The following is a 24,182-nucleotide window of genomic DNA, read 5'->3' on the forward strand; positions in this document are numbered from 1 at the left end:
TATGCGTCAACCAAAGACTTCAACGCCCCGGCTTTTGTGCCGACGGGCTATGCAGATGGCAGATCAATGACCGACACTGTTGAAACGATCGACTATTCCAAGACGCTCTACCTGCCGCAGACGGATTTCCCGATGCGCGCCGGCTTGCCCGAGAAAGAGCCGGTGCTGGTCAAGCGCTGGCAGGATATGGACCTCTACCGCAAGCTGCGCGAGGAAGCCGCCGGCCGCACGAAATACGTGCTGCATGACGGCCCGCCCTACGCCAACGGCAACATCCACATCGGCCATGCGCTGAACAAGATCCTCAAGGACGTCATCACCCGTTCGTTCCAGATGCGCGGCTATGATTCCAACTACGTGCCCGGCTGGGATTGCCACGGCCTGCCGATCGAATGGAAGATCGAGGAGCAGTACCGCGCCAAGGGCAAGAACAAGGACGAGGTGCCGGTCAACGAGTTCCGCAAGGAATGCCGTGAATTCGCCGCGCACTGGATCTCCGTGCAGGGCGGCGAGTTCCGGCGCCTCGGCGTCATCGGCGACTTCAAGAACCCCTATACGACGATGGCTTTCCATGCCGAGGCGCGCATCGCCGGCGAATTGTTGAAATTCGCCATGTCGGGCCAGCTCTATCGCGGCTCAAAGCCGGTGATGTGGAGCGTCGTCGAGCGCACCGCCCTGGCCGAGGCCGAGATCGAGTACCAGGACTATGAGAGCGACACGATCTGGGTGAAATTCCCGGTCGTCAGCCTTGCCCGGGAGGTCGCCAGTGCCGAAGAGCCGGCGAAGCTGACCGAGACGTCGCTGGACCTGCTGGAAGCTCATGTCGTCATCTGGACGACGACGCCCTGGACCATCCCCGGCAACCGCGCCGTCAGCTATTCGCCGCGAATCGGCTATGGTCTTTACGAAGTCACCGCGGCCGAGAATGCCTTCGGGCCGCAACCGGGCGAGAAGCTGATCTTTGCCGATGCTCTGGCGGAAGATTGCGCGGCCAAGGCCAAGGTCACCTTGAATCGCCTTCACAGCGTTTCGGCCGAACAGCTTGGAAGCCTTACGCTTTCGCATCCGTTCAAGGGTTTTGGCGGCGGCTACGAATTTGCCGTTCCGATGCTCGCCGGCGATCATGTCACCGACGATGCGGGCACCGGTTTCGTCCACACCGCGCCCGGCCACGGCCGCGAGGATTTCGACGCCTGGATGGATTCCGCTGCCGACCTGCGCGCGCGCGGTGTCGACACCGCGATCCCGTTCACGGTCGACGATGGCGGCTTCTTCACCAGGGACGCGCCGGGCTTCGGTCCGGATCGCGAGGGCGGGCCGGCGCGCGTCATCGACGACAACGGCAAGAAGGGGAACGCCAACCAGGCGGTCATCGACGAGCTGATCAAGCGCAACGCGCTGTTCGCGCGCGGTCGTCTGAAGCACTCCTATCCGCATTCCTGGCGGTCGAAGAAGCCGATCATCTTCCGCAACACGCCGCAGTGGTTCATCTACATGGACAAGGACCTTGGAGACGGCACGACGCTACGCAGCCGCGCGCTGAAGGCGATCGACGACACCCGTTTCGTGCCGGCGGCAGGCCAGAACCGCATCCGCGCCATGATCGAGGAACGGCCCGACTGGGTGCTGTCGCGTCAGCGTGCCTGGGGCGTGCCGATCGCCGTTTTCGCCGACGAGGACGGCAATGTGCTCAAGGACGAGGCCGTCAACCGGCGCATCATGGACGCCTTCGAGACGGAAGGCGCCGACGCCTGGTTCGCCGCTGGCGCCAAGGAACGCTTCCTCGGCAATCACGACGCCTCCCGGTGGCGGCAGGTGATGGACATCCTCGACGTCTGGTTCGATTCGGGTTCGACGCATGTCTTCACGCTCGAGGACCGTCCCGACCTGAAATGGCCAGCCGATGTCTATCTCGAAGGCTCCGACCAGCATCGCGGCTGGTTCCATTCCTCGTTGCTAGAAAGCTGCGGCACCAGGGGCAGGGCGCCCTACGACACGGTCGTCACCCATGGCTTCACCATGGACGAGGACGGGCGCAAGATGTCGAAGTCGCTCGGCAACACCGTTGTGCCGCAGGACGTGATCAAGCAGTCCGGCGCCGATATCCTGCGGCTCTGGGTGGTGACGACGGATTATTGGGAAGACCAGCGGCTCGGCAAGAACGTGCTGCAGACCAACATCGACGCCTACCGCAAGCTGCGCAATACGGTCCGCTGGATGCTGGGCACGCTCGCCCATGACGATGGCGAGGATGTGCCGCTGGAAACGATGCCGGAGCTGGAGCGGCTGATGCTGCACCGGTTGTCCGAGCTCGACGAGGTGGTGCGCCAGGGCTACGACGCCTTCGAGTTCAAGCGCATCACCCGCGCGCTCATCGATTTCATGGTGGTCGAGCTGTCGGCCTTCTATTTCGACATCCGCAAGGACGCGCTCTATTGCGACGCTCCGTCGAGCGCGAAGCGCAAGGCCTCCGTGCAGGTCGTGCGTCATCTCTTCGACTGCCTGGTGAAATGGCTGGCGCCGATGTTGCCCTTCACCATGGAGGAGGCCTGGCTCGACCGTCATCCCGATGCGGTCTCGGTGCATCTCGACCAGTTCCCGGAAATCCCGGCGGACTGGAAGAACGAGGCCCTGGCGGAGAAATGGCGCAAGGTCAGGCAGGTGCGCCGCGTCGTCACCGGCGCGCTCGAGATCGCGCGTGCCCAGAAGGTGATCGGCTCCTCGCTGGAGGCGGTGCCGGTGGTCACGATCGACGACGCGGCGCTCGAGGCGGCGATATCGGACGTCGACATGGCCGAGATGGCGATCACCAGCGATCTCGTCATCGCTCATGGCCAGGCGCCGCAAAGCGCCTTCACGCTGGACGACGTCAAGGGCGTCGCCGTGGTGGTCGAGAAGGCCGAGGATCGCGGCCTGGTCAAATGCGCGCGCTCCTGGCGCTACACGGCCGATGTCGGGCAGGACGCGGAATTTCCCGATGTCTCGGCGCGCGATGCTGCCGTGCTGCGTGAACTGAAGGCCCTCGGCCGGCTCTGATGCATGTTGCCCAAACGTGCATGGCGGTTTGGGGATCACGGCATGCCCGGCCAGGATGCCCTGCATATCGGTGCACAAATATCACGCCGGGCGGTGCTGATCCGCCCGCGCGTTGCCCTTAATGAGTGGTTGAGGTAAACACGCGAAACTCCGGAAGACAAATTGTCGCCGGATTTCCGTCGCAAGTGCTTGGACGATGGGGACCGGACACAAGGCCGGTGGCAATCGAGAGGCTGTCTAGAGTGGGACTTTTTGGCATGACCGAGAGATATAACGCGCGCCTTGCGCTTCTGGCGCCGCTTGTCGCATCGGGCCTCGCTTTGTCCGGCTGCATGGGGTCTCCGACCTATGGAACCGACAAGACTGCCGCCGAACAACTGGCCGGCGATCTCACCGGCGCCGTTTCCTTCGCGCCGAAGCGCAGGGATCCGATCGACTACAAGCCGCGCCCGACGCTGGTGAAGCCGGCACCTGGCCAGAAGGAAGCGCTGCCGGCGCCGCAGAACAGCATCCAGACGGCGAGCGCCGAATGGCCTGAATCGCCCGAGCAGCGCCGCGCCCGCCTGCGCGCCGACGCCACGGCCCACCAGGATGATCCGAATTATCAGTCGGAGATCGTTGAGGACGTGCAGACCGATCCCGAGGCGATCAAGAAGGCGATGGCCGACTCAGGCTCCAGCCACCCGCCGGCTTGGAAACCCGCGGACTCCGACAAGGGCCGCGCCGCCGAGATCCAGCGCCGCCTTGCCGAAGGCAAGCAGGGCGATCCCAACACCCGCAAATATCTGAGCGAGCCGCCATTGGCCTACCGTGTCGCGTCCGGCGCAGCACCGCAGAATGAACTTGGCGAGGACGAATACAAGAAGGAACGCCGCCTGAAGAAAGAGGCGGAAGGCAAGAAGGGCGGCTGGTTCGACTGGCTGCCGTCCCTGTAACAGCCGGCTGCGTCGATTATGGACGGGCACGGCGCCCGGTTCAGTCGCGACGTTCCCTGAAAAATCCCTTGAGCAGCAGGCCCGCTTCGGTCTCGGCCATCCCCGGATAGATGTCGGGCGCATGGTGGCAGGTCGGCGAGGCGAAGAAGCGCACGCCGTTGACCACCGCGCCGCCCTTTTCGTCGGCGGCGCCGAAATAGAGACGGCGCAGCCTCGCGAAGGAAATGGCGCCGGCGCACATGGCGCAGGGTTCCAGCGTCACATAGAGATCGTGGCCGGTGAGCCGCTCTGTCGCCAGTTTGCCGCAGGCCTCGCGGATCGCCAGCATCTCGGCATGCGCCGTCGGGTCGGCAAGCTCGCGGGTGCGGTTGCCGGCACTGGCGACGACAGTGCCGCCGCTGGCGATGACGGCGCCGACCGGCACTTCGCCGCGCAAGGCGGCCGCTTCGGCCTCTTTCAGCGCCAGGGCCATGAAATCGGGCCGCTTCACGCGGTTTCCATTCCCATTATCTCCTCGCCGCTCCAGGCTTTTGGTTTTCGTTTGTCTTTCCGGAAAAACCGGTCGCCACTTTTCCCTGACAAACTCTGATGATCCTGTTATTGAGCGCATAACCTCGAAAATCGGACTCGATTTTCGGAAATGATCATGCGCCAAATCAAAAGTGCTACAGCGTTCGTTGCGCGCCCGAAAGGATGCGCCACGCTGTAGCAGCGCAAACGGACAAAGGCCACATGGACGACAATGACAAGAAATCTCCGCGCCAAAAAGGCCCGGGCAAGAAACCCGCGGCCTCGCGTGGCGGTGGCAAGCCGTCTTTCGGCGCCAAGAAACCCTACGCGCCGCGCGGTGAGCGTCCGATGGCCGCCGAAGGCGAGCGGCCGAAGCGAAACTTCAAGAGCGGCGACAAGGCGTTCAGCAAGGGGCCGCGCCCCGAAGGCAAGCCCTATGAGAAGCGCGAAGGTCCGCGCAAGCCTTACGCGCCGCGCGGCGATCGTCCGATGGCCGCCGAAGGCGAGCGCAAGCCCTACGAGAAGCGCGAAGGTCCGCGCAAACCCTACGCGCCGCGCGGCGATCGTCCGATGGCCGCCGAAGGCGAGCGTAAGCCCTTCGAGAAGCGCGAAGGCCCGCGCAAGCCCTATGCGCCGCGTGGCGATCGTCCGATGGCGGCCGAAGGCGAGCGCAAGCCCTATGAGAAGCGCGAAGGCCCGCGCAAACCCTACGCGCCGCGCGGCGATCGTCCGATGGCCGCCGAAGGCGAGCGGAAGCCCTATGAGAAGCGCGAAGGACCACGCAAGCCCTACGCGCCACGCGGCGACCGTCCGGCTGCTGCTTCTGCGGAAGGTGGCGAAAGGCGCTTCGACCGTCCCAAGCGCGATTTCAACGATCGTCCCAAGCGCGACTTCGGCGATCGTCCGCAGGGTGCGTCCGGCGGCTTCAAGCCCCGCCCGCGTCCCGCCGAGGCAGAAGAAGAAGCCGGTGAACGGATCGCAAAGCGCCTGGCGCGTGCCGGTCTTGCTTCGCGTCGCGATGCCGAGGACCTGATCGCGGCCGGCCGCGTCAAGGTCAATGGCCGGGTGCTGGCCTCGCCGGCCTTCAATGTGATGCCCGGTGACATTATCCATCTCGACGGCATGGAAATCCCGCCGATCGAGCGCACGCGCCTGTTCCTGTTCCACAAGCCGGCCGGCGTCGTCACCACCAACCGTGATCCGGAAGGCCGCAAGACCGTCTTCGACGTGCTGCCGGCCGAATTGCCGCGGCTGATGACCATCGGCCGGCTCGACATCAACACCGAGGGTCTGCTGCTGCTGACCAATGATGGCGGCCTGTCGCGCGTGCTCGAACTGCCAGCCACCGGCTGGCTGCGCCGCTACCGCGTGCGCGTCCACGGCAAGGTCGAGGAAAGCGCGCTTGCCGGGCTGCGCGAGGGCATCGCCGTCGACGGCGTCTTTTATGGTGCGATCGAAGCCAGCCTCGACCGCGAGCAGGGCTCCAATGCCTGGCTGACGATCGGTCTTCGCGAAGGCAAGAACCGCGAGGTCAAGAACATCCTCGGCGCGCTCGGCCTCGACGTGACGCGGCTGATTCGCATCTCCTACGGGCCTTTCCAACTCGAGGATCTTCCCGAAGGCCATGTGCTGGAGGTCAAGGGCCGCGTGCTGCGCGACCAGCTTGGCGAGCGCCTGGTCGAAGAATCCGGCGCCAATTTCGACGCCGAGATTTCAAAGCCGTTCTCCAACAAGCCGGTGCGGCGCACCGAACCGCGTCAGGAAGAAGCCGAGCGGCCGAAGGTTATGCGCGAGGGCGACCACCGGCCGATCGGCGAGGGCGGTCTGATCAAGAACCGCAAGCGCCGCGAAGCCAGCCGCGACGAGGCGCTGGGCAAGCTGTCGACCAGTCCCGACAGAGGCGAGAGACCGGAAAAGAGTTTTGGCGAACGCGGTCCGAGGTCCGAACGCGGTAGCTTTGGCGACAAGCCGCGTGGCAATTTTGGCGACAAGCCGCGCGGTGGCTTCGGTGACAAGCCGCGTGGCGGTTTTGGCGGCAAGAAGTCCGAGCGCGAGCAGCGGCCGATCGAGCCGCCCGGCCAGCGCAAGGCCAATGTCTGGATGGCGCCGGGTGCTCGGCCGATCGGGAAGGGCAGAGCGGAAGCTGACGCTGCCAAGGCAGCCGAAGCCAAGGCACGCAAGGCGTCGTTCAAGCCCTCCTATGGCAAACCGGGCGGCGCAAAACCGTTCGGCAAGCCGCGTGGCGAGCGTCCTGGCGGTGCTGGTGGCGGTGAGCGGCCGCGCGGCGGCCCGAAGGGGCCCAGGACGAAATGAGACCCGGACTTAAATGAGAATCGTTGGCGGTGAGTTTCGCGGGCGTCCCCTGGCGACGCCCCGCAGCAGCGCCATCCGTCCGACGACCGACCGCACCCGCGAGGCCGTCTTCAACGTGCTGGCGCATCGCTTTGGCGGGCAACTGAACGGCGCGCGCGTGCTCGACCTGTTTGCCGGCACCGGCGCGCTTGGCCTGGAAGCACTGTCGCGAGGGGCATCCTATGGCGTGTTCATCGAGGAATCGGCCGAAGGCCGCGGCCTGATCCGCGACAATGTCGAGGCCTTCGGGCTCACCGGCCGCACCAAGATCTTCCGCCGCGACGCAACCGCCCTTGGCGAAGCCGGCACGCTGACCCCGTTCGGCCTCGTCTTCGCCGATCCGCCCTATGGCAAGGGCCTTGGCGAGCGCGCCCTGCGGTCGGCCAAGGCCGGCGGCTGGCTGCGGCCCGGCGCACTCTGCGTGGTCGAGGAAACGGCGGCGGTTCCCTTCGAGCCAGGCGCCGGCTTTTCCGTGCTCGACGAGCGCAATTACGGCGAGACCATCATCCGCTTCATCGAGGCTGGCTGACACGCTTGTGTTCAGCGGCCTCTTTGCCGCCGCCTTTGCCGGCAACAACAATTCGCTTTGCTTGTCGCCAGTACCTTGCCTATCGTCCTGTCCAAGCAATTCCAGGAAAAGTGTGAAGCGGTTTTCCCACGGGAATTGCGTCAAACGAAGAGAAAACCGGAGCCATTGATGAGACCCAGGGTTGAATGGCTGCGGGCAACAGTGCTGGCGACGTCGCTGGCTTTTGTCATGACCGGCCCGGTGCCGGCCGCCAGTCCCGTATTGCCCGACACCGTGCCGGCCGAGTTCAAGGTGACGGATTTCCTGCTCGACAACGGCATGGAAGTGGTCGTCATTCCCGATCACCGCGCGCCCATCGTCACCCACATGGTGTGGTACAAGATCGGCAGCGCCGACGAGCCGCCGGGCAAATCCGGCATCGCCCACTTCTTCGAGCATCTGATGTTCAAGGCAACGACCCATCACGCGGCCGGCGAGTTCGACCGTGCCGTCTCCGATATCGGCGGCTCCAATAACGCCTTCACCTCCTATGACTACACCGCTTTCCACGAGACGGTGGCGCCCTCGGTGCTCGAACAGATGATGAGCTTCGAGGCCGACCGCATGCGCAACCTCATCCTCACAGACGACGTCATCAAGACCGAGCGCGATGTCATCCTCGAGGAGCGCCGCTCGCGCATCGACAACAATCCGCAGGCCGTGCTCGACGAGGAAGTCGATGCCACGCTGTGGCAGAACCAGCCTTACCGCATTCCGGTAATCGGCTGGATGCAGGAGATGGAGCAGCTCAACCGCACCGACGCCACCGCCTTCTATGACAAGTATTACAGGCCCAACAACGCCGTGCTGATCGTCGCCGGCGATGTCCAGCCCGACGCTGTGCGGGCGCTGGCTGAAAAGACCTATGGCAAGGTGGCGCGCGGGCCGGACCTGCCGCCGCGCGTGCGCCCGGTCGAGCCGGAGCAGAACACAAAGCGCACCGTCACGCTTTCCGACGCCCGCGTCAGCGTGCCCAGCTTTTCGACGCAATGGGTGGTGCCGTCCTACCACACCGCCAAGCCGGGCGAGGCCGAGGCGCTCGATCTGCTCGCCGAGATCCTCGGCGGCGGCAACCGCAGCCGGCTCTACCAGGCGCTGGTGGTCAAGCAGGGCATCGCCTCCAACGCCGGCGCGTATTTCCAGGGCACCATGCTCGACGACACCAATTTCACCGTCTACGGCTCCCCGCGCGGCGACGCCAGGCTTGCCGACATCGAAGCCGCTGTCGATGCGGAGGTGGCGCGTATCGCCAGCGGCGGGGTTACGCCGGGAGAGCTCGAAAAGGCCAAGGACCGCTATGTCAGGTCGATGGTCTTTGCCCGCGACAAGCAGGATTCCATGGCCGAAATCTATGGCTCGACACTGGCCACCGGCGGCAATGTGCAGGATGTCCAGCAATGGCCTGACCGCATCCGCAAGGTCACTGCGGATGAGGTCAAGGCCGTCGCCGCGCGCTATCTGGTGCTGACCCGCTCGACCACCGGCTATCTCTTGCCGCAGCAACAGGCGGGGAATTGATGATGAAGCGGTCGATGCACATACACGAGGCCGTGAACGCGCCTTCCCTTCTCCCCTTGTGGGAGAAGGTGGATCGGCGCGCAGCGCCGAGACGGATGAGGGGTGCGCGACAGAGTGCCGTCCTTGCCAAGCTGGAACACCCCTCATCCGACCTCGCTTTGCGAGGCCACCTTGTCCCGCAAGGGGAGAAGGGAAGACCGCGCGTGGCCACCACACTCGCAACCCTTTTCCTCTCCATCCTCTTCCTGGTCCTGCCGGCACTTGCCGCCCGCGCCATGGAGATCCAGTCCGTCACCTCCTCGAAGGGCGTCACCGCCTGGCTGGTGGAGGACTATTCCGTGCCGGTGGTCGCCGTTCGTTTCGTCTTCGGCGGCGGCTCGACGCAGGATCCGCCGGGCAAGGAAGGACTGGCCAATCTGATGACCGGCCTGTTCGACGAGGGCGCCGGCCCGCTCGATTCGGAAGCCTTCCAGATCAGGCTCGACGATGCCGGTGCCGAAATGGGCTTCGAGGAGAACCGCGACGGCATCTACGGCTCGATGCGCATGCTGGCCGAACAGAGCGACGAGGCCTTCGACCTGCTGCGGCTGGCGGTCAACGAGCCGCGCTTCGACCAGGCGCCGATCGACCGCATCCGCGCGCAGATCCTGTCCGGCATCATCGCCAACGAGAACGACCCCGACACGGTCGCGCAGAACCGATGGGCTCGCGCCATCTATGGCGACCATCCCTATTCACGCTCCGACCAGGGCACCAGGCAGAGCATCGCCACCATCACGCAGGACGATCTCAACGCGCTGCACAAGGCGGTGTTCGCACGCGGCGGCCTGCATGTCGCCGTGGTCGGCGCCATCGATGCCGGGACGCTGAAGAAGAAGCTGGACATGGTGTTCGGCAACCTGCCGCAGAAACAGGCGCTCGCCCCCGTCGCCGATATCGAGCCGAAGCTGGCGCAGCATCTGGAAGTCAATTACGACCTGCCGCAGACCTCGCTGCAGCTCGCCTGGCCCGGCGTGAAGCGCAAGGCTGTGGATTTCTTCCCGGCCGTGCTGATGAACGAGATTCTTGGCGGCGGCACCTTCACCTCGCGCCTGTTCCAGGAGGTGCGTGAAAAGCGCGGGCTGGCCTACAGCGTCGATTCCTCGCTGGTCAACCAGGACCACGCCAACGCGCTGATCGTCACCACCGGCACGCGATCGGATCGCGCGGCCGAGACGCTCGGCATCGTGCGCGCCGTCGCCAAGCGGTTGGCTGAGGACGGCCCGACCGAGGCTGAGCTCGCGGCAACCAAGAAATATCTGATCGGCGCCTACGCCATCAGCAATCTGAACTCCTCGAGTTCCATCGCCGCGACGCTGGTCGAGCTGCAACTCGACGATCTCGGCATCGACTACATGCAGCGGCGCGCCGGCTACATCAACGCGGTGACGCTCGACCAGGTCAAGGCGGCGGCGAAGAAGCTGCTGTCGGCCGAACCGACCATCATGGTCGTCGGGCCCCCGCTGGCCGGGGCCGGCAAGGGATGAGCCCGACTTTTGGAATAGCCTTCGGCGGTGGCGGCGCACGAGGCCTGGCGCATATCCATGTCATCGAGGCGCTGGACGAGCTCGGCATCCGGCCGGTGGCGATCGCCGGCTCGTCGATCGGTGCCATTATGGGCGCCGGCATGGCCGCCGGCATGACCGGCAAGGACATCCACGACTATGCCCGCTCGGTCCTCGGCCGGCGCGCCGAGGTGGCAAGCCGCATGTGGCGGGCCCGGCCGGGCACGATCGCCGAAGCCATGCAGGGCGGCATCCGCGTCAGCCAGTTCAATGTCGAGCGCATCCTCAAGGCCTTCCTGCCCGACGCCATTCCCGAAACCTTCGCCGAGCTGAAGATCCCGCTGAAGGTGACGGCGACCGACTATTTCGGCCACAAGCTCGCCGTGTTCTACGACGGCGACCTGCATTCGGCCCTTGCCGCCTCTGCCGCCATCCCCGCCGTGTTCCGCCCGGTGATACGCGACGGCCGCCTGCTGATCGACGGCGGCATCTACAATCCCGTGCCGTTCGACCTGATCGAGAACGATGCCGACATCATCATCGGCGTCGACGTGGTCGGCGCGCCGGAAGAAGCCGACCGCAAGCACCCCACCTCCGTCGATTTGATGTTCGGTGCCACGCAGCTGATGATGCAATCGATCACCGCCAACAAGCTGAAGCAAACCCAGCCCGATATCCTGGTCCGCCCGACGGTGTCGAAATACCGCGTGCTCGATTTCCTGAAGATCGACGCCCTGATGAACGAGACGGTGGCGATCAAGGACGAGCTGAAGCGGCAGGTGGAGAAGGTGGTGGAGGCGCGGGTTGCCGCCGCCGTCAAGGGGAGGCGGGGGAAGAAGGCCGGATGAGGGGCGTCGGCAAGTAGTCGTCTGGGGGCGACGCGGTTGTCATCCCCCGCGGAAGTCAACTATGGCTTCGCCGTCGCCGGCGTATACTCAAGCGCTACAACACCATTGCTGAATGGCATGGCGGAGATCAGTTCGAGCGGTATCTGTTCGCCCGGCGGGAACAGCGGCTTGCCCTGGCCGACGGCGCCGGGATAGCTGAGCAGCCTGACGCGGTCGACCAGACCGTGACGCAACAATTCCTGCGCGACGCTCAGGCTGCCATGCACATAGATGTTGCCGCCGCTGCCTTCCTTCAGTGCTCGCACCGCCTCCGGCAGTGGCCCCTTGAGCAGTTCGGCCGGTTTCCAGTCGAGCGCCTTCAAGGTACTGGAAGCGACATACTTTGGGCAGCGCGTTGAACCGGTCGGCGAAGTCTCCGGTTTCACCAGGCCATGAACCGGCAAAGATCTCATAGGTGGTGCGCCCCAGAAGCATGGCGCCGCTGTCAGCCAGTTCGTCCTCCTTGAACCTGTTCATCTCATCGTTCCAGGTAACGCCTGGCAACTTCTCGACCTCGGCAATCCCATCGACGCTGATGAATTCGGTGACGATAAGTTTTCTCATGGCGTCCTCCTTCTTTGCTCAAAGGACGAACCGGGCGGGCCTTTTGCGACTGCCCCGTGAAAAAATCTGGAGCGGTTTGTCAGAGAGGGTAATTTCTCTGGCCTAGACTAAGCTTCCAAGATCGAATTTTGGTGCTACATCTCGGCGGATATCCCCAAATTACAGGAAGATCATGGGATTCGGGGTCTTCATCCACCGGTCGGATTCGATCTACGACGACAGCCCCGCTGAGCGATATCAGTTCCCCAGCCAGTATCTGCGTCGTGTGGAAGCATGCGTTGGTGACTGGATCATCTACTACGAACCAAGCAAAGTGGATGATACCCGTGGCTATTTCGCCATGGCCAAAGTCCAGCAGGTTATTCCCGATCCCGCTGCGCCTGGTATGTATCTCGCTTTGATTGAGCCAGGATCATACCTCGATTTTGCCAATCCTGTTCCATTTAATGGGATAGACGGTCTCGCTGAGCGGGGTCTGCTTAACGACCAAGGACGGATTTCCGGCCGCGCTCAATCTGCCGTTCGGCCAATCAGTCCAAGCGATTTCAACCGTATTGTCGATCTTGGCCTTGATGCCCGTGAGTTGCTGCTGCCACGCGTGGATGAGACCGCCATTTCCTTCGGGTTTGAGGACGAGGGGGCCGCATTCCAGTTCGAGCAGAGTCGTGACCGTGTGAGCTACATCGGATCGCGAATCGTGCGGGACCGTATTTTCCGCCGCATCGTCTTGCGCGCCTATGACGAGCGCTGTGCGATCACGGGACTGAAGTTGATAAATGGAGGCGGTCGAGCAGAGGTTTCTGCCGCCCATATTCGACCTGTCGAAAAGAATGGACCTGATATCGTCAGCAATGGGATTGCGCTATCCGGTACCGCGCATTGGATGTTCGATCGAGGACTAATCAGCCTATCCGATGATCTGGAAATCCTGATATCGAGGCAGGTTAACGACCTCGAAAGCGTGCAGACGTTCATAAACAAGACACGCCGCGCGATTCCGCCCCGCCGCCAAATTGAGCGCCCACATCCTCATTTTTTGCAATGGCATCGCGAGCACTGTTTCAAACAGTGAGGCAGCGCTTGGCTTCCGGCTTGGGGTTGGCAGACTTAAGAGATACTCAGTCCTTCGCCCGCTCCACATAGGCCCCATCCGCCGTCATCACCACCACGCGGGTGCCGGGCGCGATGTGCGGCGGCACGGTGGTGCGGACGCCGTTGGAGAGCACGGCGGGCTTGTAGGAGGACGATGCGGTCTGGCCCTTGGTTGTCGGCTCGGTCTCGACCACTTCGAAGGTGGCGCGCTGCGGCAGCACCAGGGAGATGGCGATGCCGTTGAACTGCGAGACCTGCACCGGCATGCCTTCCTGCAGATAGGGCGCGGCGTCGCCGACCACGGCTTCCGACACCGCCACCTGATCGTAGGTTTCCGGGTTCATGAAATGGTAGCCTTCGCCATCGCTGTAGAGGAACGTGTGCTCACGCTCCTCGACATAGGCGCGCTCCACCTGCTCGGTGGTGCGGTAGCGCTCCGAGACCTTCACTCCATCGCCGATGCGGCGCATGTCGAGCTGCGTCACCGGCGTGCCCTTGCCTGGGTGGATGTTTTCGGCAAAGAGGATCACATAAAGCTTGCCGTCCTTTTCGACGACATTGCCTTTGCGGAGCGAACTGGCGATGACTTTCACCACGGTTTTTTATCCTGCGAGAGTTGATGGGCGTTTGCCGGCTTCTGCGGCGCTGGATGGGGGCCTAGCGCATCTCGGCGCGAACCGCCAGCCCCCAGTGCAAACTGACACGCCCGCGGCCCGGCGATGACCGCCGCTTCGCCCTGGTGGACGCCCGATGTTCACGCCGACCGCCGCCCGCGCCTGATTTTGCGCAACAGCCTTACCGCCGCCTTGCGCGACTGGTTCGCGGCCCACGATTTCGTCGAGGTGGAAACGGCGGCGCTGCAGGTGTCGCCCGGCAATGAGGCGCACCTGGCGGCTTTCGCCACCGAGGTGGTCGGGCCCGATGGCGCCCGGTCGCCGCTCTATCTGCACACCTCGCCCGAATTCGCCTGCAAGAAGCTGCTCGCCGCCGGCGAGCAGCGCATTTTCAGCCTGGGTTCGGTTTACCGCAACCGCGAGCGCGGTCCCTTGCACCATCCCGAATTCACCATGCTCGAATGGTACCGGGTGGGCGAGACCTATGAGAGCCTGATGCGCGACTGTGCCGATCTGCTGGCGCTGGCGGCGACCAGGGCAGGGGCCACGCGCTTTTCCTTCCGGGACCGCGATTGCGATCCGTTCGCCGAGCCGGAGCGGCTGACGGTGGCGGATGCCTTCACCCACTATTCCGGTATCGATCTCCTGGCCACGGTCGCCGCCGACGGGAGCACAGACCGCGAGGCGCTTTACGCCGCCGTGATCAAGGCTGGCCTGCGCACGGCGCCTGACGACAGCTGGGCCGACCTGTTCAGCCGCGTCATGGTGGAAAAGATCGAGCCCAATCTGGGCATCGGCCGCGCGACCATCCTGTGCGAATACCCAGTCGCCGAGGCCGCACTTGCCCGGCCGAGCCCCGGGGATGCGCGCGTCGCCGAGCGCTTCGAGCTCTATTGCTGCGGTGTCGAGCTCGCCAACGGCTTTGGCGAACTGACCGACTCGGCCGAGCAGCGCCGGCGCTTCATCCTCGAAATGGACGAGAAGGAGCGCATCTATGGCGAGCGCTACCCGCTGGACGAGGATTTTCTCGCCGCCCTTGCCATCATGCCGCAGGCCAGCGGCATCGCGCTCGGCTTCGACCGGCTGGCGATGCTGGCGACCGGCGCGCGGAAGATCGAGGATGTGATCTGGACGCCGGTCGCCGGGTCGTAAGTCCAGGCTCGCTCTGCCTCAATGCGCGAAAATCTGCTCCAGCGAGCGAAAACCCTTGAATTCCAAGGCATTGCCCGAGGGATCGCGGATGAACAGCGTTGCCTGTTCGCCGGGCTCGCCCTTGAAGCGCACCATTGGCCGTTCCAGCCAGTCGATGTCGTCGCGCGCTTCCAGCCGTGCCGCCAGGCGCTGCCACTCGTCCATCAACAGCACGGCGCCGAAATGCGGGATCGGCACCAAAATGCCGTCGACCTTGCCGTCGCTTGGGGCTGGCGCGGCTTGTGGCCGCAAATGCGCCGACATCTGGTGGCCGAAGAGATCGAAATCGACCCAAGTCGCCGAGGAGCGGCCGATCGTGCAGCCCAACACCTCGCCATAGAAAATACGGGTTTCTTCGAGATCACGGACCGGAAAGGCGAGATGGAAAGGCGTCATCGAAGATGCTCCGTGCAAGCTGCGGGCTGGGTTTTTGCTTCACTCGGTTCCGGACGGAAGTCGTGAAGCTGCATTTTGATAGAGGTCTATGCCATTGCACAAGCCGGACCGGAACAATAGATGGGTGGGCAGCGGCCAGACGCTGGCCGCAACAGCAGGAATCACAGGCATGGCCGATATAACAGACGCTGCAAGACTGACCGATCGCGTTGCGGCGCTGGTCGAGGCTGCCAAAAAGGCCGGCGCTGATGCCGCCGACGCGGTGGCCGTGCGCGGCCGCTCCACCGGCGTGTCGGTGCGGCTCGGCAAGGTCGAGGCCACCGAGGCATCCGAGAGCGAGGATGTCGCGCTGCGCGTCTTCGTCGGCCAGAAGGTCGCCAGCGTTTCGGCGACCGCCGCGTCCGACCCGAAAGCGCTCGCCGAGCGCGCTGTCGCAATGGCGAAAGTGTCGCCGGAGGATCCCTATCAGGGTCTTGCCGATCCGGCGCTGCTTGCCAAGCGGACGCCCGATCTCGACCTGTTCGACGCCACCGAAGTGTCGGCCGACCAGTTGAAGGAGGCGGCATTGGCGGCGGAAGCGGCGGCGCTTGCCGTCAAGGGCGTCACCAATTCGTCCGGCAGCAGCGCCGGGGCCGGCATGGGCGGCCTTGTGCTAGCCACCTCGCACGGCTTTCTCGGCCATTATGTCGTCTCGCGCTTTTCGCGCTCGGCCAGCGTCATTGCCGGCGAGGGCACCGGCATGGAGCGCGACTATGAATTCTCCTCGCGCCTGCATTTTAGCGATCTCGATGCACCAGAAGACATCGGCCGCAAGGCCGGCGAACGCGCGGTGCGCCGCATCGGCGCGCGCAAGGCGGCGACCGGGCCGGTCGACGTGGTGTTCGACCCGCGGGTTGCCCGCGGCATCGCCGGCCATCTTGCCGGCGCCATCAATGGCGCCTCCGTCGCGCGCAAAACCTCGTTCCTGCGCGACATGATGGGCAAGCAGGTCGCCGCTGCCGCCATCACCGTCACCGACGAACCGCTGCGGCGGCGTGGCCAGGCGTCGCGTCCATTCGACGGCGAAGGCATCGAGGGCGAGAAGCTCTTGATGGTCGAAAAGGGCGTCCTCAACCACTGGTTCCTGTCGACCTCCGCCGCGCGTGAGCTTGGCCTTGTCACCAACGGGCGTGGATCGCGCAGCGGCTCCTCCGTCTCCCCATCCTCCACCAATCTAGCCATCGAGCCGGGCGAACGCTCGCCGCAGGACATGATCAAGTCGCTCAAGAGCGGCTTCTACGTCACCGAAGTGTTCGGCCAGGGCGTCGACATGATCACCGGCGAGTACAGCCGCGGCGCCTCCGGCTTCTGGATCGAGAATGGCGCGCTGGCCTATCCGGTCGCCGAAGTCACCATCGCCTCCAATCTGAAGACCATGTTCCTGAACATGGTGCCGGCTGATGACCTCGACCGCAATTTCGGCACGGCGGCCCCCACGCTTCTGATCGAAGGCATGACCCTTGCCGGAGCATGAACTGATCTCGACCGACGCTACGGAAGACCTGCCGCTGCTGCGCGACGCCGCCCGCGAGGCTGGGGTCATCGCTATGCGCTACTTCGGCCAAAGCCCGCAGGTCTGGATGAAGGGCGGCACTTCGCCGGTGAGCGAGGCCGATCACGCGGCGGACGCCTATCTGCGCCAGACGCTGCTGGCGGCGCGGCCGGATTATGGCTGGCTGTCGGAAGAGACGGTCGATGATCCGGCCCGGCTTTCGGCGCGCCGCACCTTCGTCGTCGACCCGATCGACGGCACGCGCGGCTTCCTGGAGGGCCAGCGCACCTGGTGCGTCAGCGTCGCCGTCGTCGAAAATGGCCGCACGCTCGCCGGCGTGCTCGAATGCCCGGCTTTGAACGAGACCTATTGGGCGCTGCCCGGCCAGGGCGCCTTCCGCGACGGCAAGCGCATCGCGGTGCGCCAGCCCGGCGAGAAGGCCGAGATCTCAGGGTTGAAGCAGCTCATCGACCTGATGCCGGCTGGCTGGCAAAAGCGGTTGACGCGGGCGCCCTACAGCCCTTCGCTCGCCTACCGCGTGGCGATGATCGCCAACGGCACGCTCGACGGCACCTTCGTCAAGCCGAACGCGCATGACTGGGACATCGCCGCCGCCGACCTCATCCTGCGCGAAGCCGGCGGCCAGTTGCTCGACCCGCATGGCCGCGCGCCGCTCTACGCCGGCGAGGTGACCCGCCACGGCGCGCTCGCCGCCGGCAGTGGCGACCTGCTGGCGGTGCTGGTCGATGTCATCGCCGGGCTGGACGCGTGAAAGCGTTTTCGAAGGTTCCAAAGTCGACGGCTTTGGTCTAGACCTGTCACAAACTCACAATATGTGAAGGACCGACATGGCCGCGGAAGACGGAAAGAAACAGCTTTTGCATCTGGTGTTCGGCGGCGAACTGAAGAAGCTTGGCGGTACCGAGTTCCGCGACCTCGACGGGCTCGACATCGTCGGCATCTATCCCGACTATCAATCCGCGCATACGGCGTGGAAAGCCAAGGCGCAAGCCAGCGTGGACAATGCCCATATGCGTTATTTCGTCGTTCATCTGCACCGTCTCCTGGATCCCGACAGCAAGGCCGCCGGTTGACCTCGATGGAACATGACCTGGCGAAAGGGCCAGCTGGCGATGCCGCGCCCACGGGCAGGGGCGGCAGCCGCACGACCAAGACCTTCTGGCGCAAGATCCGCGAACCGCTCGCGCAGTCGCGATTCGTCAAGAACGCCATTGCCAGCCTGCTGGCGCAATTCGTGCGCCTGGTGCGCCTGACCAGCCCGCTGGTCGCCGGATCGGCACGCTTTTCGGGAGGCGCCTACGCCGAGTTCGAACCCGGCATCATCGCCTTGTGGCACGGCCAGCATCTGTTGACGCCGGCCTATTACCCCAAGCGCAAGCCGCTGGTCGCCATGGTGTCGCGCAGCGCCGATGCCGAGCTCAACGCGCTGATGCTGGAAAAATTCGGCATCGAGGCGGTGCGCGGTTCGGGCGGCCGCGAGAATGCCAGGCATCTCGACAAGGGCGGGGCCAAGGCGCTCATCGCCCTGAAAAAGTCACTCAGCGCCGGCAAGAACGTCGCCATGATCGCAGACATACCCCATGGCACGCCGCGCGACGCAGGGCTTGGTATTGTCCTCCTGGCGCGCCTCTCGGGCCGGCCGCTGCTGCCTGTCGCCATCGCCACCAGCCGCCGCAAGGTGCTAGAAAAGAGCTGGGACAAGACCACCATCAACTTGCCTTTCGGCCGTTCCGCCGTGACCATCGGCACGCCGATCTTCGTGCCGGCCGACGCCGACGACGCCGAAATGGAGCGCAAGCGCCAGGAAGTGACGGTCGCGCTCAACGCCGCCACCACCGAGGCCTACCGTCTCGTGGATGGCCCGCGATGAGCGGTCGCTGGGCACGCGCCATGCTGTCGGCATACCGGTTCGCCGGTGCCGCGGCCTATCCGCTGGTCGGGCCCTATGTTGCCTGGCGCACCTCGCGCGGCAAGGAGGACCGCAACCGCCGCCGCGAGCGCTACGGTGTCGCCGGCCGTGCGCGTCCTGAAGGGCCGGTGATCTGGATCCATGCCGCGAGCGTAGGCGAGACCATCGCCGTCGTGCCGCTGGTGGAGAGCATTCTCGACTATGGCGTCAACATCGTCCTGACCACCGGCACCGTGACATCGGCCCAGGTCGCCGACGAGCGGCTTGGCGACCGCATCATCCACCAATATGTGCCGCTCGACCTGAAGCCGGCGGTCAGCCGGTTCCTCGATCACTGGCGGCCGGACCTGGCGATCATCGCCGAATCCGAGATCTGGCCGATGACCATCCTCGAGCTTGGCGCGCGCCATGTGCCGCAGGTGCTGGTCAACGGCCGGCTGTCCGACCGCTCGTTCACCTCGTGGAAGAAGCGGGCCAACATCGCCGAGGCGCTGTTCGAGAACCTAGCCCATGTCGTCGCCCAGTCCGATGTCGACGGCGAGCGTTTTCGCGCGCTGGGCGCCCGGCCGGTCACGGTGTCGGGCAACCTCAAGGTCGACACCAACCCGCCGCCGGTCGAGGATCGGGCGCTGGGCACCTTGCAGCGGCAGATCGGCAAGCGCCCGACCTGGGCGGCGATCTCGACCCATGATGGCGAGGAGGTGGTCGCGGCGGAAGTCCACGCGACGCTGCACAAGCGTCACCACGGCTTGCTGACGATCGTCGTCCCGCGCCATCCCGATCGTGCCGAAGCCCTTGCCGCGCAGATTTCCGGCATGGGCCTGAAGGTCGCGCGGCGCAGCAGGGGCGATCGCATCGGGCCCGACACCGACATCCTGCTCGGCGATACGATCGGCGAGATGGGCCTGTATCTCCGGCTGACCGAGATCGCTTTCGTCGGCCGTTCGCTGACCTCCGAGGGCGGGCAGAATCCGCTCGAACCGGCCATGCTCGACACGGCGGTTCTGGCCGGCCGCAATGTGCAGAATTTTCGCGAGGCCTATCAGCGCCTGATCGACAGCGGCGGCGCCAAGCTGGTGCGCGACCGCGACATGCTGGCTGGTGCCGTCAACTTCCTTTTGACCAACGAAGTGGCGCGCCACGAGATGATGGCGGCGGGCATCGCGACCGTAGACGAGATGCGCGGCGCCTTGGCGCGCACGCTGAAATCGCTTGAACCCTATATCCAGCCCCTGGTCGTCAAGTCGCGCCTGAAGGGCGCCAACGGGCGCTAGAGCCGGATGATTTCAGGTCTATTCGACCTGAAATCTGAATCCGCCTTTAAATCAAGGAGATAGAGCATGATGTCACCCGAAAGCCGTTTCACACTTTTCGGCATCATGCTCTAGCGTGGCCTCCGAAGCACCACCATTCTGGTGGGAAGAGCCGGACTGGAAAGTCCTGGCACTGTCGCCGCTGTCAGCCGTCTATGCGCTCGTCGCCGGTCGTGGCATGCGGCGCGCCCGGCGCGAGAAGATCGAGGCGCCGGTCCTGTGCATCGGCAATTTCACCGTCGGCGGCACCGGCAAGACGCCGGTGGCCATCGCGCTCGCCCAACAGGCCAAGCGCATGCGGCTCAAGCCCGGCTTCCTGTCGCGGGGCCATGGCGGCTCCTTCGCCGAGCCGCATGTCGTCGATAGCCGTCACGACAGCGCCAGGCATGTCGGCGACGAGCCGCTGCTGCTCGCCGAACATGCGCCCGTTGCGGTGACGCCCAATCGCGCCGCCGGCGCCCGGCTGCTGCTGGAAAGGCACGGCTGCGACTTCCTGATCATGGACGATGGGTTCCAAAGCGCGCGCATCCACATCGACTATGCGCTGGTCGTGGTCGATGCCCGCTACGGCATCGGCAATGGCCGCGTCATCCCTGGCGGCCCACTCCGCGCCAAAATCGTCGACCAGCTGGTCTTCACCAGCGGGCTGTTGAAGATGGGCGAGGGCAGCGCCGCCGACCCCGTGGTCCGCCAGGCGGCGCGCGCCGGCAGGCCGATCTTCGAGGCCCATACCGAGCCGAGCAGCAAGGCAGGGCTTGCTGGCAAGCGCTTCCTGGCCTTCGCCGGCATCGGCCATCCCGAGAAATTCTTCGACACCATTCGTGAGGCCGGCGGCGAGGTGGCTCTTTCGCGGCCTTTCCCGGACCATCATTTCTATGCCGAGGACGAGCTGGCCGAACTGGCGATGACGGCGCGCGCCGAAGGCCTCGGCCTCATCACCACGGCCAAGGATGCCGCCCGGCTGCGCCATGGCGCCCCGCAGGACTTCCTCGACCGTCTCGACGTGCTGGAAATCGACACGGTGTTCGAACTCGAGCATGTGCCTGAGCGCATCATCGAGGAAACGCTCGATGCCTGGCGGCAGCGCAAGCTGAAGGGCTAGCTGCGCTTGCGCAGCTCCGGATGCACCTCGATTTCGCGGCGCAGCGAAGCGGTGGCGTTCACGTAAGGCTCCTGCCTGGCGACACTCCAGTATTTCAGCTCATCCAACGGGATGCTTTCCCCGGTCACGGCACAGCGCACGAACGAGCCGGGGCTGGTGACCTGGAAATCGCCATCGAGGTAGCGGATGCGGGCTTCCTTGCCGCCCGGGCCTTCAAAACGGTTCATCATGCGCTGGTGCCGAATGTCATGGAGATTTCATCGCCACAAATCTGCGGCCGGGTCAAGCATGCGACAAGCCTCAGACAATGCCGAGGCGTTACGACAGGTGCGAAAAGCGCTTTTGTTGGGGGCATGATGGATATTTCTTCCGCCCGCCTGGCTTCCTTGCTCAAGGAAGCGATGACGCCGCACCCTGTGCCGTTGGCGAAAGCCGATCCGGTCAGGGCGGCTTTGGTCAGGGAACTGGTCCAGCCAGCCACACCCTCCCTGTTCGCTCAACGGACGGCGCCGGCTCTGCTGGCGATGCCTGCGGCGCCGATGGCAGTCCGGTCGCAGCAGATTGCTTCAGCCGGTATCGTCGAGGCCTACCAGGCGCAGCTGGAGACGAGGGACGAGGCGGTGCTGGCAACGGTCGCGGCGAGAAAGGCAACAACGCCCGAAACCGAAACGCAGCGAGGCTTCGTGCCGCCTTCGACAACAGCCAACGATAACGCTCCCGCCAGGGCGGCCGGCTTGTCCTTGCTGTCGTTCATCCCGCCGCCGGCTCCGGTCCCGCGCGGCGCGGCCGCCTCAGGCACGCCGGCAAGACGGCACAAGCCGGCCAATCAATCCCACGGTGCGGTGCCGAATCCCGAACGCCTGCTGGTGAAGATCGGCTTTGTTTCGATCATGACCGGCCTGCTGGCAATTATGGTCTTCGGCTTGGTCCTGCTGCTGCTTCGCTGAATCCGGATCGGCCCGGAACATGTTGGAGAGCCTATCGCTCGGCCCCGATGAACGCCTCGATCTTCTCCGCCGCCAAGCCGGCCTGCTGCGCGATGCGGCGGGCGAGATCCGCCGCGGCAGTGCGTGGCCGTCCAGTCGGCCGGTCGAGCCAGTAGGACACCGGATTGAGCGCTGTGCGCTCATCGACGGCGGTGATGCGGCCCGACGCCAGCTGATGCCCGCTCAGCGGCGGCCGCGCCAGCGCGATGCCGAGCCCATAGGCGGCCGCGTCGAGCACCAGATTGTAGTCCTGGAAGCGGCGGTCCTGCGGGCGCGGCCGGTAGTCCATGCCTTGCGCCGCGAACCAGGCACGCCAGCCGGAGGCGTCGGAATCGTTGATCAGCGGAAATTTGAGCAGCCGGGCCGGGTCGCCGCGGCCGATCTCGCGCGCCAGCTCCGCCGAGGCGACGGGGAAGACATGCTCTTCGAAAAGCTGCACCGAGACACGACCCGGAATGCCGCCGCGGCCGCAGCGGATCGACAGGTCGATGCCATCGTCGGCAAGGTCGGCCTGGCGGACGTCGACATCGAGCACGATGCGCAGCTTGGAGGGATTGTTCTCCAGTGCCGCCATGCGCGGCATCAGCCAAAGCCCGCTTACCGATGGGATCGAGGTCAGCCGCACGACCGCCGTGCCGCGCGGCTCTACCCAGCGGTCGGAATGGCTCGATATCAGCGCGAAAGCTTCCGACGTGCGCAGATGCAGCCGGTTGCCTTCGATCGTCAGCGAGACGCCACGCGCGCCGCGGTCGAACACTTTCAGGCCCAGCCAATCCTCCAGCTTGGCGATCTGCCGGCTGATCGCGCCATGGGTGATGTTGAGTTTCTCGGCCGCCGCCGAAAAGCTGCCGGTTCGCGCCGCCGCGTCGAACGCCCGCAGGGTTTCGAGAGGCACCATCGTATCTGAGCTGTGATCCATAGTCACAGGTGATTCTCGATTTGATCGTTTGTCAACGGGCCGAAAATGGCGTTTTCTGCCTTTCAGGACGGGAACAACGCGAGGAGAGTGAGATGGGTGCGATGACGGGCACGTTGAATCAGACACAGCGCATGGACACCACGGCCATCGTCGCCGTGGCCCTGACGGTGGTCGGCTGGGCATCCGCCTTCCCGGCGATCCGCGCCGGCTTGGCCGCCTTTCAGCCGCTGGAACTCGGCGCCATGCGCTTCGCCATCGCCGCGGTGCCGGCGGCGATCTTCCTTGCCGTCAAGCGCCCGGCGCTGCCCAGGATCGGCGAATTATGGCGCTTCGCCTTTGGCGGCGCCATCTTCGTCGCGCTCTACACCGCCATGCTCAATTTCGGCGAACTGACGGTCTCGGCCGGTGCCGCCGGCTTCATCATCAATGTCAGCCCGATCTTCACCGCCATCATGGCGATGGCGCTTCTGGGCGAGCGCTTTTCCGGCATGGCTTGGCTCGGCACCGTTATTTCCTTCGCCGGCATCGGCATCATTGCCATGGCCGACGGCAACGGCCTGCACTTCAATGCCGGCGCTCTGCTGGTTTTGGGGTCCGCGCTGTGCTCGGCCGTCAACACCATCGTCCAGAAGCCGCTGTTCGCCCGTCACCATCCGCTGACCATTTCGGCCTCCAACATGGTGCTCGGCGCGCTCTGCCTGGCGCCCTTCCTGCCTGCCGCTTTCCAGCAGGCGGCCGTCGCCGACACCGCCGGTCTCGGCGCCGTCGTCTATCTCGGTATCGTGCCGAGCCTGATCGCCTATGCCGCCTGGGCGACCGCCCTGTCGCGCCTGCCGGCGGCGCGTGCCTCGAACTTCCTCTATCTGGTCTCGCCGGTGTCCGCCCTGATCGGCTTCTTCTGGCTCGGCGAAGTACCGACGCTGCTCGGCATCCTCGGCGGCGCACTGGCGCTCGGGGGTGTGATCGTGGTCAATTTGAAGCGGTGAATCAGAGGGTTGGGATTGTTGCTTACTCGAAAAGAGCCGCTTAAGCGGCTCTTTTCGGGACCCCCACCCGGACCTTCGGTCCGACCTCCCCACAAGGGGGAGGTAGGGAGCCTAGCCCTTCACCCTCCCCCTTGTGGGCAGGGGAATCGCACATGAGTACAAACGTACTCTTGTGCGAGGTGTGGAAATCGATTCTGAGGGGACCTCT

The 24,182-nt window shown here is 64.9% G+C and carries 23 protein-coding genes and 1 pseudogene; 17 read left to right on the forward strand and 7 right to left on the reverse strand.

The annotated features are described in order from the left end of the window. The first annotated feature begins 66 nt into the window (after positions 1-66). Positions 67-3,036, forward strand: a complete 2,970-nt coding sequence (gene ileS / locus X741_RS145015) for an isoleucine--tRNA ligase (RefSeq protein WP_023779370.1) — start codon at positions 67-69, stop codon at positions 3,034-3,036. A gap of 257 nt (positions 3,037-3,293) precedes the next feature. Continuing rightward, positions 3,294-3,971 carry a hypothetical protein gene (locus X741_RS145010; RefSeq protein ID WP_023779371.1) on the forward strand — a complete coding sequence of 226 codons (678 nt, stop codon included), beginning with the start codon at positions 3,294-3,296 and terminating at the stop codon, positions 3,969-3,971. A 40-nt stretch (positions 3,972-4,011) separates the two neighbouring features. On the opposite strand, the gene X741_RS145005 is transcribed toward X741_RS145010, so the two are convergent. After that, positions 4,012-4,461, reverse strand: a complete 450-nt coding sequence (locus X741_RS145005) for a nucleoside deaminase (RefSeq protein WP_031250298.1) — start codon at positions 4,459-4,461, stop codon at positions 4,012-4,014. A gap of 242 nt (positions 4,462-4,703) precedes the next feature. Here X741_RS145005 and X741_RS145000 point away from each other — a divergent pair, with 242 nt between their 5' ends. The 5 genes from X741_RS145000 to X741_RS144980 all read left to right on the forward strand — a co-directional run bounded on the left by X741_RS145000 (position 4,704) and on the right by X741_RS144980 (position 11,311). Beyond that, on the forward strand, positions 4,704-6,794 hold the full coding sequence (locus X741_RS145000) for a pseudouridine synthase (protein WP_023779373.1): 2,091 nt from the start codon (positions 4,704-4,706) through the stop codon (positions 6,792-6,794). Positions 6,795-6,807: 13 nt separating this feature from the next. Next, positions 6,808-7,362, forward strand: a complete 555-nt coding sequence (gene rsmD, locus X741_RS144995) for a 16S rRNA (guanine(966)-N(2))-methyltransferase RsmD (RefSeq protein ID WP_023779374.1) — start codon at positions 6,808-6,810, stop codon at positions 7,360-7,362. Positions 7,363-7,530: 168 nt separating this feature from the next. Then, entirely contained in the window at positions 7,531-8,919 is a 1,389-nt protein-coding gene (locus X741_RS144990) for a pitrilysin family protein (RefSeq protein ID WP_031250299.1), read from the forward strand. A 203-nt stretch (positions 8,920-9,122) separates the two neighbouring features. Next, entirely contained in the window at positions 9,123-10,445 is a 1,323-nt protein-coding gene (locus X741_RS144985) for a pitrilysin family protein (protein WP_023779376.1), read from the forward strand. Then, on the forward strand, positions 10,442-11,311 hold the full coding sequence (locus X741_RS144980; RefSeq protein WP_023779377.1) for a patatin-like phospholipase family protein: 870 nt from the start codon (positions 10,442-10,444) through the stop codon (positions 11,309-11,311). Before X741_RS144985 ends, X741_RS144980 begins: the two co-directional genes overlap by 4 nt. A gap of 59 nt (positions 11,312-11,370) precedes the next feature. Here the strand turns inward: X741_RS144980 and X741_RS01000000167070 are convergent, their stop codons facing one another. Continuing rightward, a complete protein-coding gene (locus tag X741_RS01000000167070; protein WP_280940349.1) occupies positions 11,371-11,763 on the reverse strand; it encodes a dihydrofolate reductase family protein in 393 nt (130 codons plus the stop codon). Then, positions 11,750-11,914 (reverse strand): annotated as a pseudogene (locus tag X741_RS1000000171550) (dihydrofolate reductase); the annotation flags it as partial. The pseudogene X741_RS1000000171550 and the gene X741_RS01000000167070, both read right to left, overlap by 14 nt. A gap of 172 nt (positions 11,915-12,086) precedes the next feature. Here X741_RS1000000171550 and X741_RS144975 point away from each other — a divergent pair. After that, positions 12,087-12,986, forward strand: coding sequence for an HNH endonuclease (locus tag X741_RS144975; RefSeq protein WP_023779379.1), 900 nt, complete (start codon positions 12,087-12,089; stop codon positions 12,984-12,986). 46 nt (positions 12,987-13,032) lie between these two features. Here X741_RS144975 and efp read toward each other — a convergent pair whose 3' ends face one another. Then, positions 13,033-13,599 carry an elongation factor P gene (gene efp, locus X741_RS144970; protein WP_031250300.1) on the reverse strand — a complete coding sequence of 189 codons (567 nt, stop codon included), beginning with the start codon at positions 13,597-13,599 and terminating at the stop codon, positions 13,033-13,035. A gap of 126 nt (positions 13,600-13,725) precedes the next feature. Here efp and epmA point away from each other — a divergent pair, with 126 nt between their 5' ends. Beyond that, the gene (gene epmA / locus X741_RS144965; RefSeq protein WP_023779381.1) at positions 13,726-14,772 is read left to right on the forward strand and encodes an EF-P lysine aminoacylase EpmA; all 1,047 of its coding nucleotides are present in this window, start codon (positions 13,726-13,728) and stop codon (positions 14,770-14,772) included. 18 nt (positions 14,773-14,790) lie between these two features. On the opposite strand, the gene X741_RS144960 is transcribed toward epmA, so the two are convergent. Further along, the gene (locus X741_RS144960; RefSeq protein ID WP_023779382.1) at positions 14,791-15,207 is read right to left on the reverse strand and encodes a VOC family protein; all 417 of its coding nucleotides are present in this window, start codon (positions 15,205-15,207) and stop codon (positions 14,791-14,793) included. A 169-nt stretch (positions 15,208-15,376) separates the two neighbouring features. Between X741_RS144960 and X741_RS144955 the strand changes: the two genes are divergently transcribed. The 6 genes from X741_RS144955 (at position 15,377) to lpxK (ending at position 21,083) form a co-directional block, all read left to right on the forward strand. After that, positions 15,377-16,720: a TldD/PmbA family protein gene (locus tag X741_RS144955; protein WP_023766511.1), complete on the forward strand. Its 1,344-nt coding sequence runs from the start codon at positions 15,377-15,379 to the stop codon at positions 16,718-16,720. Beyond that, entirely contained in the window at positions 16,707-17,510 is an 804-nt protein-coding gene (locus X741_RS144950; RefSeq protein ID WP_023779384.1) for a 3'(2'),5'-bisphosphate nucleotidase CysQ, read from the forward strand. The genes X741_RS144955 and X741_RS144950 overlap by 14 nt, the downstream gene beginning before the upstream one ends. Before the next feature lie 76 nt (positions 17,511-17,586). After that, on the forward strand, positions 17,587-17,832 hold the full coding sequence (locus X741_RS144945) for a DUF4170 domain-containing protein (RefSeq protein ID WP_013896111.1): 246 nt from the start codon (positions 17,587-17,589) through the stop codon (positions 17,830-17,832). A gap of 5 nt (positions 17,833-17,837) precedes the next feature. Beyond that, positions 17,838-18,629: a lysophospholipid acyltransferase family protein gene (locus tag X741_RS144940; RefSeq protein WP_023779385.1), complete on the forward strand. Its 792-nt coding sequence runs from the start codon at positions 17,838-17,840 to the stop codon at positions 18,627-18,629. Then, positions 18,626-19,942, forward strand: a complete 1,317-nt coding sequence (gene waaA, locus X741_RS144935) for a lipid IV(A) 3-deoxy-D-manno-octulosonic acid transferase (protein WP_031250301.1) — start codon at positions 18,626-18,628, stop codon at positions 19,940-19,942. The genes X741_RS144940 and waaA overlap by 4 nt, the downstream gene beginning before the upstream one ends. Positions 19,943-20,057: 115 nt before the next feature. Next, positions 20,058-21,083: a tetraacyldisaccharide 4'-kinase gene (gene lpxK / locus X741_RS144930; protein WP_023779387.1), complete on the forward strand. Its 1,026-nt coding sequence runs from the start codon at positions 20,058-20,060 to the stop codon at positions 21,081-21,083. Here lpxK and X741_RS144925 read toward each other — a convergent pair. Beyond that, positions 21,080-21,313 carry a DUF2093 domain-containing protein gene (locus X741_RS144925; protein ID WP_023779388.1) on the reverse strand — a complete coding sequence of 78 codons (234 nt, stop codon included), beginning with the start codon at positions 21,311-21,313 and terminating at the stop codon, positions 21,080-21,082. The genes lpxK and X741_RS144925 overlap by 4 nt on opposite strands. Before the next feature lie 126 nt (positions 21,314-21,439). On the opposite strand from X741_RS144925, the gene X741_RS144920 reads away from it, so the two are divergent. Further along, positions 21,440-22,030, forward strand: coding sequence for a hypothetical protein (locus X741_RS144920; protein ID WP_031250302.1), 591 nt, complete (start codon positions 21,440-21,442; stop codon positions 22,028-22,030). A gap of 31 nt (positions 22,031-22,061) precedes the next feature. On the opposite strand, the gene X741_RS144915 is transcribed toward X741_RS144920, so the two are convergent. After that, positions 22,062-22,988, reverse strand: coding sequence for a LysR substrate-binding domain-containing protein (locus tag X741_RS144915; protein ID WP_031250303.1), 927 nt, complete (start codon positions 22,986-22,988; stop codon positions 22,062-22,064). A gap of 92 nt (positions 22,989-23,080) precedes the next feature. Between X741_RS144915 and X741_RS144910 the strand changes: the two genes are divergently transcribed. Continuing rightward, complete coding sequence (locus tag X741_RS144910) at positions 23,081-23,974, forward strand: EamA family transporter (protein ID WP_023779391.1); 894 nt, start codon at positions 23,081-23,083, stop codon at positions 23,972-23,974. The last annotated feature ends 208 nt before the right edge of the window (positions 23,975-24,182 follow it).

The organism is Mesorhizobium sp. LNHC221B00 (assembly GCF_000502935.1).
Taxonomy (GTDB): domain Bacteria; phylum Pseudomonadota; class Alphaproteobacteria; order Rhizobiales; family Rhizobiaceae; genus Mesorhizobium; species Mesorhizobium opportunistum.